The sequence below is a fragment of the Mesorhizobium sp. M4B.F.Ca.ET.214.01.1.1 genome, from assembly GCF_004791545.1.
Classification (GTDB): Bacteria; Pseudomonadota; Alphaproteobacteria; order Rhizobiales; family Rhizobiaceae; genus Mesorhizobium; species Mesorhizobium abyssinicae.
In genome coordinates this window covers 20,853-38,014 of sequence record NZ_SRUX01000026.1, presented here as the reverse complement: position 1 = coordinate 38,014, position 17,162 = coordinate 20,853, and the positions used below count along the sequence as shown (strand labels likewise).

The 17,162-nt window shown below is 61.6% G+C and carries 23 protein-coding genes and 1 pseudogene; 23 read left to right on the top strand and 1 reads right to left on the bottom strand.

Going from position 1 to position 17,162, the window contains the following annotated elements; all coding sequences use genetic code 11:
* Positions 1 to 238: hypothetical protein (locus tag EN857_RS35275; protein WP_210235153.1), on the top strand; the 238-nt coding region annotated here is incomplete at its 5' end.
* A gap of 12 nt (positions 239 to 250) precedes the next feature.
* Here EN857_RS35275 and EN857_RS32120 read toward each other — a convergent pair.
* A complete protein-coding gene (locus EN857_RS32120; RefSeq protein WP_128346232.1) occupies positions 251 to 493 on the bottom strand; it encodes a hypothetical protein in 243 nt (80 codons plus the stop codon).
* Between the two features lie 199 nt (positions 494 to 692).
* Between EN857_RS32120 and EN857_RS32115 the strand changes: the two genes are divergently transcribed.
* The 22 genes and pseudogenes from EN857_RS32115 to EN857_RS32005 all read left to right on the top strand — a co-directional run bounded on the left by EN857_RS32115 (position 693) and on the right by EN857_RS32005 (position 17,156).
* Complete coding sequence (locus EN857_RS32115; protein WP_128346244.1) at positions 693 to 914, top strand: DUF768 domain-containing protein; 222 nt, start codon at positions 693 to 695, stop codon at positions 912 to 914.
* Positions 915 to 1,199: 285 nt separating this feature from the next.
* Positions 1,200 to 1,430 carry a hypothetical protein gene (locus tag EN857_RS32105; RefSeq protein WP_135859624.1) on the top strand — a complete coding sequence of 77 codons (231 nt, stop codon included), beginning with the start codon at positions 1,200 to 1,202 and terminating at the stop codon, positions 1,428 to 1,430.
* A 40-nt stretch (positions 1,431 to 1,470) separates the two neighbouring features.
* Positions 1,471 to 2,151, top strand: a complete 681-nt coding sequence (locus EN857_RS32100) for a sulfocyanin-like copper-binding protein (protein ID WP_245493331.1) — start codon at positions 1,471 to 1,473, stop codon at positions 2,149 to 2,151.
* A 206-nt stretch (positions 2,152 to 2,357) separates the two neighbouring features.
* Positions 2,358 to 2,720 carry a hypothetical protein gene (locus tag EN857_RS35945; RefSeq protein WP_245493332.1) on the top strand — a complete coding sequence of 121 codons (363 nt, stop codon included), beginning with the start codon at positions 2,358 to 2,360 and terminating at the stop codon, positions 2,718 to 2,720.
* A gap of 183 nt (positions 2,721 to 2,903) precedes the next feature.
* The gene (locus EN857_RS32090) at positions 2,904 to 3,119 is read left to right on the top strand and encodes a hypothetical protein (RefSeq protein WP_245493333.1); all 216 of its coding nucleotides are present in this window, start codon (positions 2,904 to 2,906) and stop codon (positions 3,117 to 3,119) included.
* Positions 3,120 to 4,305: 1,186 nt separating this feature from the next.
* Entirely contained in the window at positions 4,306 to 4,632 is a 327-nt protein-coding gene (locus tag EN857_RS32085) for a DUF736 domain-containing protein (protein ID WP_128346233.1), read from the top strand.
* Positions 4,633 to 4,820: 188 nt separating this feature from the next.
* A complete protein-coding gene (locus EN857_RS32080) occupies positions 4,821 to 5,081 on the top strand; it encodes a DUF2285 domain-containing protein (protein WP_189521676.1) in 261 nt (86 codons plus the stop codon).
* Between the two features lie 123 nt (positions 5,082 to 5,204).
* Positions 5,205 to 5,576 (top strand): DUF6499 domain-containing protein, encoded by a 372-nt coding sequence (locus EN857_RS35940; RefSeq protein ID WP_245493334.1) that lies wholly within the window; start codon positions 5,205 to 5,207, stop codon positions 5,574 to 5,576.
* On the top strand, positions 5,467 to 5,970 hold the full coding sequence (locus EN857_RS32070; RefSeq protein ID WP_127405161.1) for a DUF2285 domain-containing protein: 504 nt from the start codon (positions 5,467 to 5,469) through the stop codon (positions 5,968 to 5,970). Before EN857_RS35940 ends, EN857_RS32070 begins: the two co-directional genes overlap by 110 nt.
* A gap of 127 nt (positions 5,971 to 6,097) precedes the next feature.
* Positions 6,098 to 6,379, top strand: a complete 282-nt coding sequence (locus EN857_RS32065; protein WP_127282164.1) for a helix-turn-helix domain-containing protein — start codon at positions 6,098 to 6,100, stop codon at positions 6,377 to 6,379.
* A 99-nt stretch (positions 6,380 to 6,478) separates the two neighbouring features.
* Entirely contained in the window at positions 6,479 to 6,997 is a 519-nt protein-coding gene (locus EN857_RS32060) for a DUF2840 domain-containing protein (protein WP_128346234.1), read from the top strand.
* Positions 6,994 to 7,539 carry a S26 family signal peptidase gene (locus EN857_RS32055; protein ID WP_128346235.1) on the top strand — a complete coding sequence of 182 codons (546 nt, stop codon included), beginning with the start codon at positions 6,994 to 6,996 and terminating at the stop codon, positions 7,537 to 7,539. Before EN857_RS32060 ends, EN857_RS32055 begins: the two co-directional genes overlap by 4 nt.
* Before the next feature lie 68 nt (positions 7,540 to 7,607).
* The gene (locus EN857_RS32050) at positions 7,608 to 7,946 is read left to right on the top strand and encodes a DUF736 domain-containing protein (RefSeq protein WP_128346236.1); all 339 of its coding nucleotides are present in this window, start codon (positions 7,608 to 7,610) and stop codon (positions 7,944 to 7,946) included.
* A complete protein-coding gene (locus EN857_RS32045) occupies positions 7,946 to 8,719 on the top strand; it encodes a lytic transglycosylase domain-containing protein (protein WP_128346237.1) in 774 nt (257 codons plus the stop codon). The genes EN857_RS32050 and EN857_RS32045 overlap by 1 nt, the downstream gene beginning before the upstream one ends.
* A 243-nt stretch (positions 8,720 to 8,962) precedes the next feature.
* A complete protein-coding gene (locus EN857_RS32040) occupies positions 8,963 to 10,702 on the top strand; it encodes a VirD2 family relaxase/mobilization nuclease (protein WP_128346238.1) in 1,740 nt (579 codons plus the stop codon).
* 22 nt (positions 10,703 to 10,724) lie between these two features.
* Complete coding sequence (locus EN857_RS32035) at positions 10,725 to 12,710, top strand: conjugal transfer protein TraG (RefSeq protein WP_135859622.1); 1,986 nt, start codon at positions 10,725 to 10,727, stop codon at positions 12,708 to 12,710.
* A 5-nt stretch (positions 12,711 to 12,715) separates the two neighbouring features.
* Complete coding sequence (locus tag EN857_RS32030; protein WP_128346240.1) at positions 12,716 to 13,153, top strand: CopG family transcriptional regulator; 438 nt, start codon at positions 12,716 to 12,718, stop codon at positions 13,151 to 13,153.
* 180 nt (positions 13,154 to 13,333) lie between these two features.
* Positions 13,334 to 14,194 (top strand): type IV toxin-antitoxin system AbiEi family antitoxin domain-containing protein, encoded by an 861-nt coding sequence (locus tag EN857_RS32025; RefSeq protein ID WP_128346241.1) that lies wholly within the window; start codon positions 13,334 to 13,336, stop codon positions 14,192 to 14,194.
* A pseudogene (locus EN857_RS32020) lies at positions 14,152 to 15,075 on the top strand (nucleotidyl transferase AbiEii/AbiGii toxin family protein). Before EN857_RS32025 ends, EN857_RS32020 begins: the two are co-directional and overlap by 43 nt.
* Positions 15,076 to 15,568: 493 nt before the next feature.
* On the top strand, positions 15,569 to 16,552 hold the full coding sequence (gene trbB, locus EN857_RS32015; protein ID WP_127309957.1) for a P-type conjugative transfer ATPase TrbB: 984 nt from the start codon (positions 15,569 to 15,571) through the stop codon (positions 16,550 to 16,552).
* Positions 16,549 to 16,875, top strand: coding sequence for a TrbC/VirB2 family protein (locus tag EN857_RS32010; protein ID WP_127285574.1), 327 nt, complete (start codon positions 16,549 to 16,551; stop codon positions 16,873 to 16,875). Before trbB ends, EN857_RS32010 begins: the two co-directional genes overlap by 4 nt.
* Positions 16,875 to 17,156 carry a VirB3 family type IV secretion system protein gene (locus EN857_RS32005; RefSeq protein WP_128346242.1) on the top strand — a complete coding sequence of 94 codons (282 nt, stop codon included), beginning with the start codon at positions 16,875 to 16,877 and terminating at the stop codon, positions 17,154 to 17,156. Before EN857_RS32010 ends, EN857_RS32005 begins: the two co-directional genes overlap by 1 nt.
* Positions 17,157 to 17,162: the final 6 nt, after the last annotated feature.

Here is a 17,162-nt window from a genome sequence, read left to right as displayed (position 1 = left end):
CTTCGAGGTTGTGAGAAATGGGCACGCTCTTGGCGATGCCTGGGTCGATCTCGATAGCCTGAGCGAAATGCGACGAGAGGCGCTCAAGGCTCTGCAAGACATAGCAGTCGACGAAATGGCCTCAAGCGATTTGGATGAATCCATGACCGTCTCGGTCCATGACGAAGCCGGGAGACCGGTCTATTCTGCTACCATCAGCGTGTCTCAGTCGGTTCCGGTTTCGCAGGAGCCCCACTAGGTCATCTGGAAATTAGATGGAGAGCCGTTTTTTGTTGGCTCTGATTTTCCTCCGATAGACGGCTGCGACCTTGCCCACCGATCCGGTAGCGAAGAGCGTGCCGGCAATCGCGGCCGCCTCGATTTTCTCAGTGATCATTTGCTTTGCTTCCCGCTCTGCCAATCTGCCTCCCCGGGCAATCCGCAATGTACGAAGCCAGATTACCTGATGAGCTTCCAGCGCCGACAAATAAAGTTCGAACCACGGATTGAACATTCGCACCTCCAGATCGCACAGGAGAACGGCGGCATCGAATGTCGGTTCCTAAGTGGGGAGCGCATTGCCGCACAGACGCGAATGCTGGCCACCACTGCCCGCACGGACCGGATACTTCGGCGCTGTAGGAGAGCGGCGGCGATGCAATGCGCTGGCGAGGCTCTTGGAACCTAATGCCCGACTTTGACTTATGTCGGCCATGAGCACCCGTGGGACTGAGTTTTTGTACAAATGGATAGTCGCCAACGTTCCTGAAACGGTGGGTGCCGATATCATCTCGGTCGCCGAGTTGACGCAAAAGCTGTTCGCCGACGCGAAGTCGGTAGGCATCAGAAGCACTGAGATTGAGGAAGACACCGGCAGCGTCTATGAGGTCATCCTCGACGCAATCGTTCATCACGACGCCAGTATTGCAGATTGATGAGATAGCAGAACGTGCCGCCCAACAAACGAACATACCGTCTACAGATCATGCTCAATGCCGAGGAACTGGCCGTGCTGGATGCTTGGCGGTTTGAGAGAAGAATGCCGACTCGATCTCAGGCGGTACGAGAATTGTTCCAGCGCGGCCTGAGGGTAGCAGATCATGATGCCGATCGAGCCGCGCGTTCGGCTGAGTACGGGGTTTTGAAACTGCCAGGTGAGAGGTGACGGCGCGCTTCCTGCAGGATTTTCGGGAGGAGCAGAAATAGCGGGGCGTACCTATATGAAAATCTACTTCGTCGAAGAGATGCGAGACGACGCTGTGGTGGCGACGCATTCTGTCGCGGCGTTAACGCCGTTCGAAGCTGCTGCGAAAGCCACCGGAAGAACGGGCACACTTCGCAATGGCGACTCCGAATGGGTTCGGGTCACTGACACGACCGAAAGGCCGCATCGGAGTCGTCACCGACCCACCGTATTTGAATACAAAGAGATCGGCCGCAGGGCCACCTAGCACAGCGGGTACGAAAGAACGCGCGCTGGCGGGCTTCCCCGTGGCGCGCTATATCGTGCCATCCAGTCAACTCGCGGCCGACGAGGTCTCCATTGCACTCGGCCACCCGGCCAGGAAGGAGCCTCTGATTGCCATGGCGCGCTTTGCCCACCTTGTCCTTCTCGCCTTCGCCCTGGGATTGTCGCCTGGAATTGCATTGGCTGGGGAGCCTTTCGTCCCGAGCTGGATCAAAAACGATCCCGCGGCCAAGAAGGTGGCCATCGAGATCGTTGCCGATTGGAACCAGATCGAGCGCTACCGCAGGGACAACATCCGGACCGACATTATCGACTTCAACGGCTACTGGGGCGGCAATCTCACGATCATCGTGCCTGAGCAATGGTCGGTGCAGATCGAATTCATCAACGGCTCCTCCAATTTCTGGCACGGCCTGATGCTGACCAGGGTCTATGCTCAGTCGGAGATGCCAGTGAAGTTGAAGGCTGAGGACGCGATCTGGGGAGCCTACACCACCCCGCTGGAGGGGATTAAAATCAATGAGCGGAGACAACTCAACTTTGTTGCGCAGCAGGCGGGGAACTATTTCCTCGCCTGTCCGAGACAAACGCACCTGATGGATGGCCACTGGATCGGCTTCGAGGTGAGAGGCAACCTCGAGCGGGCCGTGGCAATCGTCCATGAAGACAAGTTCCCGCAAGAGCAGCCCCCGGGACGTCCATAGGGCTACGGGAGCAAGGCTGCGTGCCATGGCGCCGCGAGATGGCCTCTGGGAAGAGTTCGTCCCGGAGCACGATGGACCGGCGTCCTCGCTGCAGAATTTCCGGGAAGAAAGCTAGTGAACCGGCAACCCTTTCAGGGGGCCCGCCTAAAGGCGTAACCCCATGCCCATTCGACTTAGTTTTGCGCCTTTCGTTCTTGGAACGTGCGGTGGGCGTTCGTAGGTTAGCGGTCTCTAAAGTGACTCACCGCGCCGGTGCCGTTGCACCGGATGAACGCCACTTCCTTCTCGGTGACTTCGCGCGCGGTTCAACGGCGGAACCTAACTCACGTGTTCAGCTTGTGCTGTTTATGACCACGCGCGGCATCAACTTCCTGGACAAATGGCTGGCAGAGCATCTGCCGAATGCGATCACCGACGATCCGGTGGCAGTCAGCGACCTGGCCGACGAATGCATAAGGGCGGCACTGCGCGAAGGCATTGCACCGTGGGAGATCGACGAGGAGGTCGGCAGCGTCTTCGAGGCGATCTTCGAAGCCATGCAGCACCGCGACGGCAGCTTGGCGGATTGAATCCGAGCCAGAAATCGGGGCCAACGTTCAGGTGTCAACTCCTACTGTGGTGGATCCCACCCCCTAGACTTGAAGTAAGCCGATAGTGACGTCGAGCCGGGTGCGCTGGCCGGCTCCCCTGTAGCGCGCTATCTCGGCCGGATGAGCAAAGGCTGGACGTTTCAATCCCTGATCGACGCGAAGATGACCGTGACGGCGTTTTGCCACTGGTCGCCCTGCAACCATAGCCAGAAGCTCGATCTCGCCCAGCTCCGGGACCGCTACGGCCCTGACTCGCCGGCAATGGCCGATGACCTCATTCCCAAGCTGAAATGCAACAGATGCGGCGGGACGGCCGTAGGGGTGATCTACACGCCCGACACAAGACCCAACGCCCACGGCAAGGCCAAGGGCGGCTAATCGCCCTATCTACGCGGGCGGCCCAGCGGTCTGGGGTGTGGGGCTTGGGGTTCGGCCGCCGGGCCTACCGGCAAACTCATAGGGGGACGTTTGTCGGCAACCACAATTATAGGCCGATATAGCGGGATATAGAATAGGTCTGCTGGGCGCTTTCAGAACCTGCCCAAGCCAGGGCGGCTCGAATAGCCACACGGACATGACGATGATGACAATCGCCATGGCCATGATGAAAAGCGCGATCTTCCGGGACCACTATCCATTCTTGGCTGCTGATAACAACCTTGGCCTCAAAGGCAATTCAAATAGACGTTAGGGCTGCCCGGCTGTCTATCGACCCTTTCGCAGCCTCACCGACCACGCTGCTATCCAGCTCACCTGTGCCTTCGAAGCGAGGTCCACCGGACTCGATATTTCACATCCACCGTTCGGCAACGGAAGGGCCAAGCGCAACCGCTAGGACGGCGAGCAGCCCGCTGACAGGCGCCAACTTATCGCTCGATTTGGCATGATAAGTCCCCCACAAACCCATGCTCCCAAGTTTTTAGGCCCAAGGCAACTGTCCGTCAGAATCCCACACGGACGGAATCCGAACGACCTGTGCATGGCCAAAGCCTGCCGGAGCTTTCTGGGGTGTTTGAGACACGACAGCGATGACCGACGCCCTCATCCCTTGCCGACAAGCCGGCACGTGGATGCGGAAACGGCGATCGAATTTTGCACCGCAGGCATCGTCGTAGCCTGCGAACTTGGGAGACGTCTATGTGCAACGCCGAAGACCGGGTACCGGAGCCACCTCGCTATGCGCAGATTAGTCAATGCAGACGCGCGGGCCAGGTGCGAAGCGACTACCGTTTGCGTGGAGCCCCTGTTGCCGGGGTCAGATCGGCGCTGGTCACCTTTTCTCCTGGCACCTAGGCTGTCTTGGCCAACACCGATGCGGTCTCTTCGATTGGTGTTTCTGGTCCGAAGAACGGCTTCGCCTCAATCGCTTGTTGCGCAACGGTGCGTCACGACTTTCTTCCCCTGCCGGCTGCGCCGCCATTCCTCGCGAGCAACAAAGTCGCTCCAGCGCCGTCCTCCGCTGCGCTTCGGCCCTCCGGTGCGCAAGCGATCGCCTTCGACCTTTCGACCACCATCGAGCCGCAATGGTGCGGAGCTCGAGACAGATAGATCAAGGAGAATTATCATGGCCACCATCGGCACCTTCAAGAAGTCCGGCAACAACGAGTTCACTGGCGAAATCGTCACTCTCAGCGTCCAGGCCCGCGGCGTGCGCATCGTTCCTGAAACCCGCGCCAATGGCGAGAACGCCCCCAGCCACCGGGTCTTCGTCGGCCGCGCAGAGATCGGCGCCGCCTGGTCCAAGCAGTCCAACGAGGGCCGGGACTATCTGGGCCTCAAGCTGGACGATCCGAGCTTCACCGCCCCGATCTTCGCCAACCTCTTCAATGACGAGGACGGTGAGGCCTACAGCCTGATCTGGTCCCGCCCGAGCCGCCGCGGCGCAGAATAAGGAGGTACACGCAGTCCCGCCCGGTTTATCCGGGCGGGGCCCCTTGCCGTCACACCGGAAGCGACATGGCGCGCAGCGGGTGGCGATGTCGACTTGGCATCGTGTGATGCCTGCAAAGCGGCCTCCGCAGCTGCCGTGACCTCTGTAAGAACTGTGATTTCCATCTCGCGGGTTGGGGAGTGAAAACCATGATCGAGCCGTTCGACGACGCCGCGCCCACGGGGGAAGTACTTACCGAATACGACCGCAGCCACATCAAGCTCTACATGCGCTTGTTTGACGCCGACGCCGACGGCGCCGATTGGCACGAGGTTGTCAGAATCCTCTTCGGGATTGACCCGAAAGAGGAGCCGCAGCGTGCCCGACAGGTTCATGACAGCCATCTGGCGCGGGCGCGCTGGATGACACGCACAGGCTACCGGCAACTTCTGCGTAACACCGACACCTAGCCAATATTGCCGCCTCGGTGATGCCGAAAAAGCATCACGCGATGTCCATCCAGGGTCTTCCGCCAATCCCAATCGCCCGGAATCGATGCAGGCACGACTTGCAGTTTGACGAGGACCCACACGATGAAGCCGAACACGTCGCGTTGGGGGGACGATAACAGCTACGACTTCTTCGACAGCTTGCCAATCGAAGGACTCGCCTGGGAATGCCTGCGCCGCTCAGATTCATATCAGCGGCTCTACCTGGCGCTCGTTCGTTCGGGAACTGAGACGAAACCGTTTCCAGCAGAAGTGCAGAGACGCTGGGGGTTGCGATTTCGCGGCCCGTCCCGACCTGTCCGCATTGACGCAAGTCGTTTTATGGTCACCTCTTGCCGATCCTGCCGTGCTGGCCCTCGCCCCGTCGCCGGACTTCCTGTCGTCCGACCCTTCCAGGGCGCTTGCGGGGGTCGGCCCTGGTCGCGACAGTCCGCAAGGTTCGCATGTCGTCCATGACAGCGGCATAGCAACACAACTTCTCCTCCTTCCCGGCGGTGACGAGAACCGTTCCCTTACAGCTTTGATACCGCTGGATTCTCAGACACTCGGACGGGTGGAGGCTCTCGTTCGTTTCTGGCGTGCCTACAACAGGCGGCCTGTTCCCCCCGATACGCGAATGACAATTCAACAGAGGCGCCGCCTGCGCCTGATGATGCGGGCCTCGGATGGCCGCGCCAATGGCGCCAGCTACCGTGAAATCGCGACCGCTTTCTACGGGACGGGGCGAGTTCTCGCCGCGCCGTGGAAAACCTCATCCCTGCGCGACACCGTGATCGGTCTCGTCAAGGGTGGAAGAGCCATGATCGCCGGCGGCTATCTGCAACTGCTGCGCCATCGCAAGCGCTCCTAGCGCTCCCGGGTGGGAATATTGCGCCCCCCAATCTTCCCCATCCTCTGCGAAGTCGCCTTTCCGCCACGGTGGTCGCTGTCCGCCGCTGAGCACCAGCGGTTCTCAAAACTCCACGGAGGCTCGTTACATGCGACCAGATCTAGCCGTTTTGCCGCCGCGCTTTCTGCGCACCAAGGAAGCTGCCGAGTTCCTCAGCCTGTCGTCCCGCACGCTGGAGAAACACCGCACCTACGGCACTGGCCCTGGCTATCGCAAACTTGGCGGCCGTGTCGTCTACGCCGTCGACGAGCTCCAGGCATGGGCTGAGCGCGGCGCAGTGACCTCGACTTCGGACCCACGCGGTTCCGTGCTTCCCGCCAAGCGGCATCCGCCGGCAGCTTTTGCGCCGACCGGTCGGTATGGGCGCTGACCTGTGCCCCGCGCCAAGGCGCGGTGAGTCACCACGCTGGCATCACCTCGGCGACGACATCTCGCCGCCTGCTTCCCCCGTGAAATCAGGAGACAGCCAATGGGCACTGTCGTTGACTTCCGTTCAGGCCGCTCGGGGCTCGGCGCGATTGACGATGATGGCTTGACCCACGTCGAACTAACGTGGGTTGAGAAGAAGATCGAATCCTGGATCCGCTTCGGTTCGGTCGCTAAGGAGAAGGTCCTCGACCGACACCGGCGCATTGTTTCGTTTCGTCCTGGCGCCGTCTTTGCCTTCGTTCGCTGGGCCGCGAATGACTTCGGCACGATCATTTCCCGTGTCGATATCGTGCGCGTCGTTGGCGAGGGCGAAGCCCACCAGACGCTGCCTTTCGTGCGACCCGGCGGCGACATCCTGCTCAAGTCCGAGGGCTGGCCCAAGGTGGAGCGGGTGTTGCAGACGATCGATGGCATCGAGCAACTCGGCATCGATCCGCAAGCGGTCTCAGCCGATCACTGGCGGCATGTCCACAACCGATTGACAGCCGGACAGGAGCCACGCGCCTATACGCTGGATCTTCACCGCGCCCATTTGCTCCGCCGGCGGGTTCAGCCATGACGCGGCCCGTAATTTTCCTTGCGACCGCGTTGGCGACCACGGCCATGCTCTTTCCCGCGTCCACCGCGACGTCGCCAAGGTTCATCTGGAATGCTTCAGCCAGCACGCCAATCGGCCTGTACCTGATCGACGGCGGCGTGCCGTTCTCGGCAACCGATCTCGTTGCCATAGAGGCACCCGAACCGCTCGCAACATTGCTTGCCGAGCGCGGCTATCTGCCGAAGGGCGTGCTGTTGCTCAAGCACGTCGTTGCAGTTTCTGGCCAGACCGTGTGTCGGAAAGGGCTCACCATTTCCGTGGATGGCACCGAAGTCGGCACGGCGCTCAAACGCGATCGCGCCGGTCGCGATCTGCCAGATTGGCAGGGCTGCCGGCCCATTCCCGTCGGCGCCGTCTTCCTGATGAACAGTCAAGTCCGTGACAGCTTCGACGGTCGTTACTTCGGCCTCCTCCCCATAGATCACATCGTCGGCCGCGCGGTTCCCCTGTGGACGGATGAGCAGGGCGACGGCCGCTTCCAATGGCGCGCGTCAGCGCGGTGAGCGCGCCACCGGCGGCACCTTCCGTGCCGTTGGATCGTCACCGCACCCATCAAGACAGGAGACAGGACATGCCACAGATCGGAGAGTTTATCCGCCATCAGACGGGGTATTCAGGTCGAATCCGCACGCTCAGCCTCAACCTCGAGATTGCGATCGTCGTGGCGGAAGCGAGCGATGCGGACAATGCGCCCGACTATCGTGTGCACGCTGGAGCAGAAGACGGCACCGCGATCGGCGCCGGTTGGAAACACTCGAGCGAAAAGGCCGGCGAGTTCGTAACGCTGCAGCTAGATGACCCGACTTTCGCGCAGCCGATCCGCGCCTATCTGTTCCAGAACGGTGACGACAACAACTCCTGGTCCTTGCAATGGTCGCGCCCGCGTGAGCGCGCAGAGAAGGACAGGTGATGTCCGCGCGCCGTCGGCCGACGGCCCAACCGGGAGCGCCCGCATCGCCTCGCACCTGCCGGCGCAGAACTGTTGGCGTGCTTGGCGGGCTCAGCATCCTATGCCTGGTTTCCGCGCATGCCCTGGCGCAGAGCCCGACAGTCGACTTGCCGTCGGCGCGCAAACTCTATGACGTCCACATCGCGGAAGCGGCGAGGCGCTTTCGCCTTCCGCCCGCGTGGATCCGCGCCGTTCTCATCGCCGAAAGCGCCGGCGACCAACGCGCCATATCGCGCAAGGGCGCCATGGGTCTGATGCAGATTGTGCCTGATACCTGGTTCGATCTGCGCGACAGGTACCGGCTGGGCCGCGATCCCTACGATCCGCACGACAACATCATCGCAGGCTCGGCCTATATCCGCGAACTGCTCGACCGCTACGGATCGCCCGGCTGGATCGCCGCCTACAACGCCGGTCCCGGACGCTACGAGGCCTCACTGCAAGGCAGGCGGCTGCCTCGCGAAACGCGCGCCTATGTCACCGTCGTTACATCCGCCATCGGCAATGACGGCGCAGGGGAAGCTGTTGGTCCGGCAGTCCCGACTCAACACAACTGGAAGCTGGCATCGCTCTTCGTTGTGCAGCCGGGCGACCGGGTAGGCGACCGTTCGCTGCAACTGAGGCGTTTCCGCGATGATGGTTCGGAGGCTGTGCCCAAGGCAAGAAGGGCTGACGCCGAACCTCGCTCAACCGGCGTGTTCGTGCCCAAAGCGAGTGAAAGGTCCGCGCAATGAGCCGCGTGAGCGCTTTTCGCGTCATCTCGTGCTCCGGCGCAGCAAGGCGTGCGGAGAGGGGAGAGGCAGGCAACACAACCGAGGGATGGCTAGATAAAAGCCCACACATTGTGTGCTGGCCGGTCGGTTGGTTTTTGGGGATTTTCAGGTGCCCTGCGCACATTGCGGTCATTCGGCGCAATGTGCGTCGAATCCCCAAGGCTTTGTATCGGCATCCTCTTTTCCACGTTGCAGGACAACGCCATGGCCGATGAGCGCGAGCTTCGCATCCGACCGGGGCGAATACGCTCCAACCGCGATCAGGCCGTGCGGCCGTTCATCGCCCAGGCCTTGGCGGCGGCGAAGAAAGCTGGTGGAAGCATCTCCCGCACCGGTCAAATCAGCCTGGGCAACCGATCGCGCTTCGGCCGGGGCCGGATCGCCAACATCCAGGCCAACCGCCTGCTGGCCGGTCGCTCGCGCGTCACGGTCATCAAGACCCGCGTCGTTCGTCACTCCGGGCGTGCCGTCCCGCTCACCGCACACCTTTCCTACCTGCAACGCGAGGGCGTGACCCGTGACGGGGAAAAGGCCCGCATGTTCGGCCCCGAAGCCGATGATGCCAGCGTCAAGGTGTTTGCCGAGCGCTGTGATGGCGACCGCCACCATTTCCGGTTCATCGTCTCGCCAGAGGATGCGCCGGAGATGTCCGACCTCAGATCCTTCACCCGCGACCTTATGCGGCATATGGAGAAGGATCTCGGCACGAAGCTCGATTGGGTCGCGGCGGACCATTGGAACACCGACAATCCCCATATCCACGTCATCCTGCGTGGACGCACAGGTGACGGGCAAGATCTCGTCATCTCACGCGACTACATCAAGGAAGGGATGCGCGCCCGAGCCGCCGATCTCGTTACCCAGGAACTCGGCCCTCGGTCGGATCTCGACATCCGCCGCAATCTGCAGCGGCTGATCGAAGCCGAACGCTGGACCCAGCTTGATCGTCAACTGCGCCGCGACATGTCGCGCACCGGCACCATCGATCTTACCCCAAGTGCCTATAGGCCGACCGACGAGTATCACGTGCAAAAGGTCGGCCGCCTGCGCAAGCTCCAGGCCCTTGGTCTTGCCGATCAAGTTGCCCAAGGTCAATGGGTGATTGACGACAGGGCCGAGACGACCCTGCGCGCGCTCGGCGAGCGTGGCGACATCATCAAACGAATGCACCGCGCCTTGACCGAGCGCGGGATCGAGCGCGGGTCGGGCGGTTATGTCTTGGCGGCCGAAAGCCTCGATACACCCATTGTCGGGCGGCTGCTCGATCGCGGTCTCGACGACGAGCTGAGCGGCACAGCCTACGCCGTCGTCGACGGTGTCGACGGACGCACGCACCACATCAGACTTGGCGATCTGGAGGCAACTGGGGACGGCCCGCCAGGGTCGATCGTCGAATTGCGCAGCTTCGAAGATGCGAGGGGCCGGCGCAGGGTTGCACTCGCCGTCCGCTCCGACCTCGGCCTGCATGAGCAGATCACGGCAGCTGGGGCGACCTGGCTAGACAGGCAAGCCATCGCTCGCAAGCCCGCCGCCTTGAGCGCAGGTGGCTTCGGCGCCGAGGTTCATGAAGCTTTGGAACAGCGTGCCGATCACCTCATCAGCGAAGGCCTTGCGAAGCGTTTGGGTGCGCGCGTTGTTTTCAACAGCAACCTGATCGAGACATTGCGCCGCCGAGAACTCGAACTGGTCGGTGCAAAGATCGCGGCCGAGTCCGGACAGCCGTTCAACCGTCCTGCCAGTGGAGCCTATGTCGCCGGCATCTATCGCCAGCGCTTGTCGCTTGCGTCTGGCCGCTTTGCCATGGTCGACGACGGCCTTGGCTTTCAACTCGTGCCCTGGACGCCCTCCCTCGAAAAACATCTCGGCCAGCATGTCTCCGGTGTCTCCCGGGATGGCGGAGGTGTCGACTGGAGCTTTGGCCGCAAGCGGGGGCTTGGCCTCTAAGGACACAAGAAGGGATGATGCCATGTCCGCCACCAAAATCCTCTGGGGCCAGATACTCACGGTCTTCCTGATCGTCCTGTTGACGATCTGGACAGCGACGCAATGGACCGCGTGGAGGCTGGGCTACCAGGCGCAACTCGGGCCGCCCTGGTTCGATCTGGCCGGCCTGCCCATCTACTATCCGCCTTCCTTGTTCTGGTGGTGGTACTTTTACGACGCCTACGCTCCGAATGTTTTCGTGGAAGGCGGACTGATCGCCGTGTCCGGAGGCTTCCTCTCGATCATTGTTGCGATCGGCATGTCGGTTTGGCGGGCGCGTGAAATCAAAAATGTCTTCACCTACGGTTCGGCTCGATGGGCCGGCAGGAGGGAAGTGGAGGCGGCTGGCCTGCTTGGCGCCGACGGCGTCGTGCTTGGACGCTACGATCTCCACTACCTGCGCCACGACGGACCCGAGCATGTTCTGTGCTTTGCTCCCACCCGTTCGGGGAAGGGTGTCGGCCTGGTGGTGCCTTCGCTGTTTGCCTGGCCGGGTTCCGCGATCGTCCACGACATCAAGGGTGAGAACTGGCAGCTCACCGCCGGTTTCCGCGCACTGCACGGTCGCGTGCTGCTCTTCGATCCCACCAATTCGAGATCCTCGGCCTACAATCCACTCCTCGAGGTCCGCCGCGGCGAATGGGAGGTTCGCGATGTCCAGAACATCGCCGACATTCTGGTCGATCCGGAAGGTAGCCTCGAGAAGCGCAACCATTGGGAAAAGACCAGTCACGCGTTGCTGGTCGGCGCGATCCTTCACGTCCTTTATGCCGAGAAGGACAAGACGCTCGCCGGCGTTGCCGCCTTCCTCTCCGATCCGAAGCGTCCGATCGAGTCGACGCTGGCGGCGATGATGCGAACCGCGCATCTCGGTGAACCCGGCCCGCATCCGGTCATCGCCAGTGCTGCGCGCGAACTGCTCAACAAATCCGACAACGAGCGCTCCGGCGTGCTATCCACCGCCATGTCCTTCCTCGGCCTCTATCGCGATCCCGTCGTCGCCGAGGTGACAAGGCGCTGCGACTGGCGGATCGCCGACATCGTCGGCGGCAAGCAACCGGCGACGCTCTACCTGGTCGTGCCGCCGTCCGACATCAATCGGACCAAGCCGCTCATACGGCTCATCCTCAACCAGATCGGACGTCGCCTGACCGAGGACCTGCATACCAGGACCAGCCGCCACCGGTTGCTGCTTATGCTGGATGAGTTTCCAGCGCTCGGCCGCCTCGACTTCTTCGAGAGCGCGCTGGCCTTCATGGCAGGCTATGGGCTGAAGAGCTTCCTGATTGCTCAGTCACTGAATCAGATCGAAAAGGCTTACGGCCCGAATAACTCCATCCTCGACAACTGTCATGTTCGCGTCAGCTTCGCGACCAACGACGAAAGAACCGCCAAGCGTGTCTCCGACGCGCTGGGCACAGCGACGGAGATGCGGGCAATGAAGAACTATGCTGGTCACCGGCTGTCGCCTTGGCTCGGGCATCTCATGGTGTCGAGGCAAGAGACCGCCCGCCAGTTGCTGACCCCTGGAGAGGTCATGCAGCTTCCACCGACCGACGAGATCGTGATGGTGGCGGGTGTGCCGCCGATCAGAGCCCAGAAGGCGCGTTACTATGAGGATATTCGCTTCAAGGAGCGCGTCCTGCCGCCACCTGAACTGGTGCCTCCAGAAGGAAGGCATCCCGATGATTGGAGCCACCTGCCGGTCCTGGCCGGCCAAGAGGCCGCCGCTCCCCCAGGCTCGCCGCGACAGGACGATGAAGATCCGACTGGATCAGAGCAGCGTCAACAGCCCGAACTCAATCGCGCGCCGCCAGCCGAGAAGACGGTCTCGACCGAGAACGAGTTCGAGATCGACCCGGTCGACGATGGCGACGATGATGCCGTCAGCAATCGACGCCTGGCCCGCCTCGTAGAGGGCGTGGCACGGCAGGTTTCCCTGGACCCCGATGATGGCATGGAGTTGTAGCCGCCATGACCGCTCGCCAGAAGAAAGTGCAGATCTCCGTCTATCTCGATCCGCCCCTCATGACGACGCTTCAGGACTATGCGGCGCGACGCGATCAATCCCAGTCCATGATAGCCGAAGCCGCGATCGCTTCGTTCCTGTCGCCCGATGCGGATGAGCGTCGCGAGGCCGCGATCACCAAGCGCCTCGACCAGGTCGACCGCCGCCTGGCCAGGCAGGAACGCGATAGCGGCATCGCGGTCGAGACCTTGGCCGTGTTCGTCCGCTTTTGGTTGGCGACTACGCCCGCCTTGCCGGAGCCAGCAGCACAGGCTGCGCGATCCAAGGCAGCGGAACGCTACGAGGCCTTTGTCACTGCCCTGGGCCGGCGGCTGGCGAAGGGGCCGAAGCTGCGGCAGGAGATTTCGGAGGATGTCGATCCGAAAGAATCCGGCGGGGTTTAGGCGCATCACTTTGCGTTGTCGGCGGGTGTCCAGCTAATGACAGATGTGTTTACATTTTTTCCATAATGCGGCGATAATCGCCGCAAATTCCAATTGTTGTAAACCAATGGCGATCATGATAGTTTATAAAAATGGAAAATTGCGGCGATCATCGCCGCGTATGCGGAAATCTACAAACCCATGCCAACGAATGCTGATCGCCGAGCGCTGCTTCAAACCCTGCTACCCGAGGGGCTTCCGGTAACGAAGCAATGGCTAAAGAAGCAGAGCCCGCAATTTGATCGTCATGCAGTGGATAATCTGCTCAAAAGCAACCAGCTCAGATCGCTGGCGCCGGGCGTCTATGTGCGGCCCGGCACTCATTTGACCTGGCAAGGCGTGGTGGCCGCCTTGGAGAGCATATTCGGCAGGGATCTTAGTGTCGGCGGGCTGACCGCGCTCGAGCTGCAGGGATTTGCGCATTACCTGCCGCTGTCGCGCCAAAGGACAGTGCATCTTTACAGTAAGGCCGCTTTGCCGGCCTGGCTGAACCATGCGATACCGACCGTAAAATTCATACGCCACAACGGCCTTCCCTCGCTTTTGGGATTCGGGCTCGTCCACCGCGAATATGATCCGGTCGAGCGCACGCTTGTAGATGTGCAAGCTCCGGGCCGGCAGCAGGATTTTTGGTCTGTCACCTTATCATCGCCCGAAAGGGCCTATCTGGAGGTGCTGATGGATGTTCCGGAGACGGTCTCGTTCGAGCACGCCAATCAACTGCTTCAGGGGATGACGACGCTTTCGCCACGGCGCATGGAGCAGCTTTTACGCAAGTGCACCAGCGTCAAGGTTCGCCGCCTGTTCTACTGGATGGCCGAGCGCAATAATTATGCATGGTTCAAGAAGCTGCCCGCTCCCAAAGCGCTCGATGCGCTCGGCCTTGGTAGCGGCAACAGGGTTCTGGCCAAGGACGGCAGACTCGATTCAAAATATCGCATAACCATCCCGGAGGAGATGTGGACAGCACCAGCCCTTACTACGGACAAGTCCGCCTCCTGACCCGCATCCTGCCACTGGTGGCAGTCGAGAAATCGTTTGCGCTGAAAGGCGGCACCGCCATCAATCTCTTTGTCCGCGACCTGCCGCGCCTCTCCGTCGACATCGACCTTGTCTATCTGCCGATGGATGATCGCGACACGGCATTGAAAAACGTGGCGGAGGCGCTTGCCCGCATCGCGGACGCCATCAGCGCCGCGATGCCCGGAACCGAAATCATTCGCTCCTTCGAGCATCAGGCCGATGCGTTGCGCCTCTTCATTTCGTAGGGCGCCGACCGAATCAAGATCGAGCTCTCCCCGGTGCTACGCGGGTCCGTGCTTCCAGAGGAATTGCGCGAAGTATCGCCGGCGGTCGAAGAGCAGTTCGGCTATGTCGAAATGCAACTGCTGTCTTTTCCGGACCTGTATGCCGGAAAAATCTGTGCCGCACTCGACCGGCAGCATCCGCGGGATCTTTTTGACGTCAAGCTGCTCGTTGAGAGCGAGGGCCTCACCGAGGATCTGGTCAGGACCTTTCTGGTTTACCTCATCAGCCACAACCGGACGATGGCAGAACTGTTGCAACCCACCCGCAAGAACATAGCCGGCATCTACGAAGGGGAATTCGTCCGTATGTCCCAGGTCGAAGTCAGCCTCGACGAACTCCTCACCGTTCGCGAACGACTGGTCAGCGACCTCAACAGGGCTTTGACCGACAATCAGCGCAAATTTCTTCTATCGTTCAAAGCCAGTCGACCGGATTGGAGCCTGCTCGATGTCGTGGGCGCCGACAGGCTTCCCGCGGTCCGCTGGAAGCTGCACAATCTGGAACGCATGCCGCGAGCGAGGCAGCGTGCGGCGTATGACAATCTGGAGCGCGTGCTCGGCCTCGGTTCCAGTTGAAGTCGAGCAAGATTTGCCGCTCGACGCATTCCCTAGCGACGGCAACCAAGGCCATCCTCGAGGTCGGAGGGCCGCGGTTCGGTTCAACACCGAGGCTCATCATTGCAGCCGTTCTTCTGTTATCTGCACGCGCACTATACGCACTCGCGCATAGATCGGCTTTATACGCGATTGCGTATAAATGGCGGTTATGCGCTATCGCTGATGAATCTAGCGACGGATGCGCAATCCCCGCGTCGGTCTCCTCTCCTTAAGATCGGCAATAACAGGCGCGGCTCGCGGCGACGTGAGTTGTGGGGAGCCCGGTTCACCGATCCGACCCCGATCGCTCTCCGATCAACGAGAAAAGGCAGCCGCACCGCCGCTCTCCTGTAATTACACGCCACGCTACTACGCCTCGATATACTTGTTGAACCGAACCGATATCCGGTTCTCTTAGTCATCCCCGAGCGGGGACCATCCGAGTTGTCCCCAACGGAAAGACGGGGACGAGATGACGGTTTCGCAAAACAATAGCGAAGGACGCGCCCGCAGCTCGCGCATGCTGCGCACGGCGCTCGGAGCCGAAATAGCACGGCTGCTGGACGATCCCGTGGTCGTCGAAGTCATGCTGAATCCCGACGGCCGGATTTGGGTGGACCGCCTCACCGAAGGTCTGGCCGAGACGGGGAAGGTGCTGTCTGCCGCCGATGGCGAGCGCATCGTGCGCCTGGTGGCTCATCACGTCGGCGCGGAAGTGCATCCGTGCTCTCCACGGGTCTCTGCCGAATTGCCCGAAACCGGGGAACGGTTCGAAGGACTGCTGCCGCCGGTCGTCGCCGCGCCGGCCTTTGCCATCCGCAAGCCAGCTGTCGCGATCTTCACACTCGAAGACTACGTGGCGGCTGGTATCATGACAGACGGTCAGGCGGCGACGTTGCGCGCTGCCGTCGCTGCCCGCGCAAACATCCTCGTCGCCGGCGGCACGTCCACGGGCAAGACGACGCTCACCAACGCCTTGCTCGCCGAAGTGGCGAAAGGGGCCGATCGCGTCGTCATCATCGAGGACACGCGCGAACTCCAGTGCGCGGCGCCCAACCTTGTCGCCATGCGCACAAAAGATGGTGTCGCCAACCTCTCCGACCTCGTCCGATCCTCAATGCGCCTGCGACCCGACCGCATCCCGATCGGTGAGGTGCGCGGCGCCGAGGCCCTCGACCTGCTGAAGGCATGGGGCACCGGGCACCCCGGCGGCATCGGCACCATCCATGCCGGCTCCGGGATCGGGGCGCTGCGCCGTCTCGAGCAACTCATCCAGGAAGCCGTCGTCACGGTGCCGCGCGCGCTGATCGCCGAAACCATTGACCTTGTCGCCGTCCTGTCGGGACGCGGTCCCGCACGGCGACTGACCGAACTCGCACGCATCGATGGCCTTGGACCCGACGGCGACTATCGCACCTCCCAAGCCACCCCGAACAACACAGGAGACAAATCATGATCCACAATCTTTCCCGTGAGCACCTGGCTACGGCGGCGACAACCCTCGTCATCTCTCTCATGGTGGCCCCGGCCGCCAATGCCGCCGGCTCCTCGATGCCGTGGGAGCAACCACTCGAAAAAATCCTTCAGTCGATCGAAGGGCCGGTCTCCAAGATCATTGCCGTCATCATCATCATCGTCACCGGCCTGACGCTTGCCTTTGGCGATACGTCCGGCGGCTTCAGGCGGCTGATCCAGATCGTCTTTGGCCTGTCGATCGCCTTCGCGGCGTCGAGCTTCTTTTTGTCGTTCTTCTCGTTTGGCGGCGGAGCGTTGATCTGATGGCAACCGCTTTCGAACAGCTCGACGCAGTGCCCGGTTTCACCGTCGCCGTTCATAGGGCGCTGACCGAGCACATACTGCTTGGCGGCGCACCCCGCTCCATCGCGATCCTGAACGGCACACTGGCAGGCGCGGTTGGCCTTGGCCTGCGCCTCTGGCTGGCCGGTCTCGTCATCTGGGCGCTTGGGCATTTCATGGCGGTGTGGGCCGCCAAGGGCGATCCGCTGTTCGTGGAAGTTGGCCGCCGGCATCTGCGCCTCCCAACTCACCTGTCCGTTTAAGGGCGC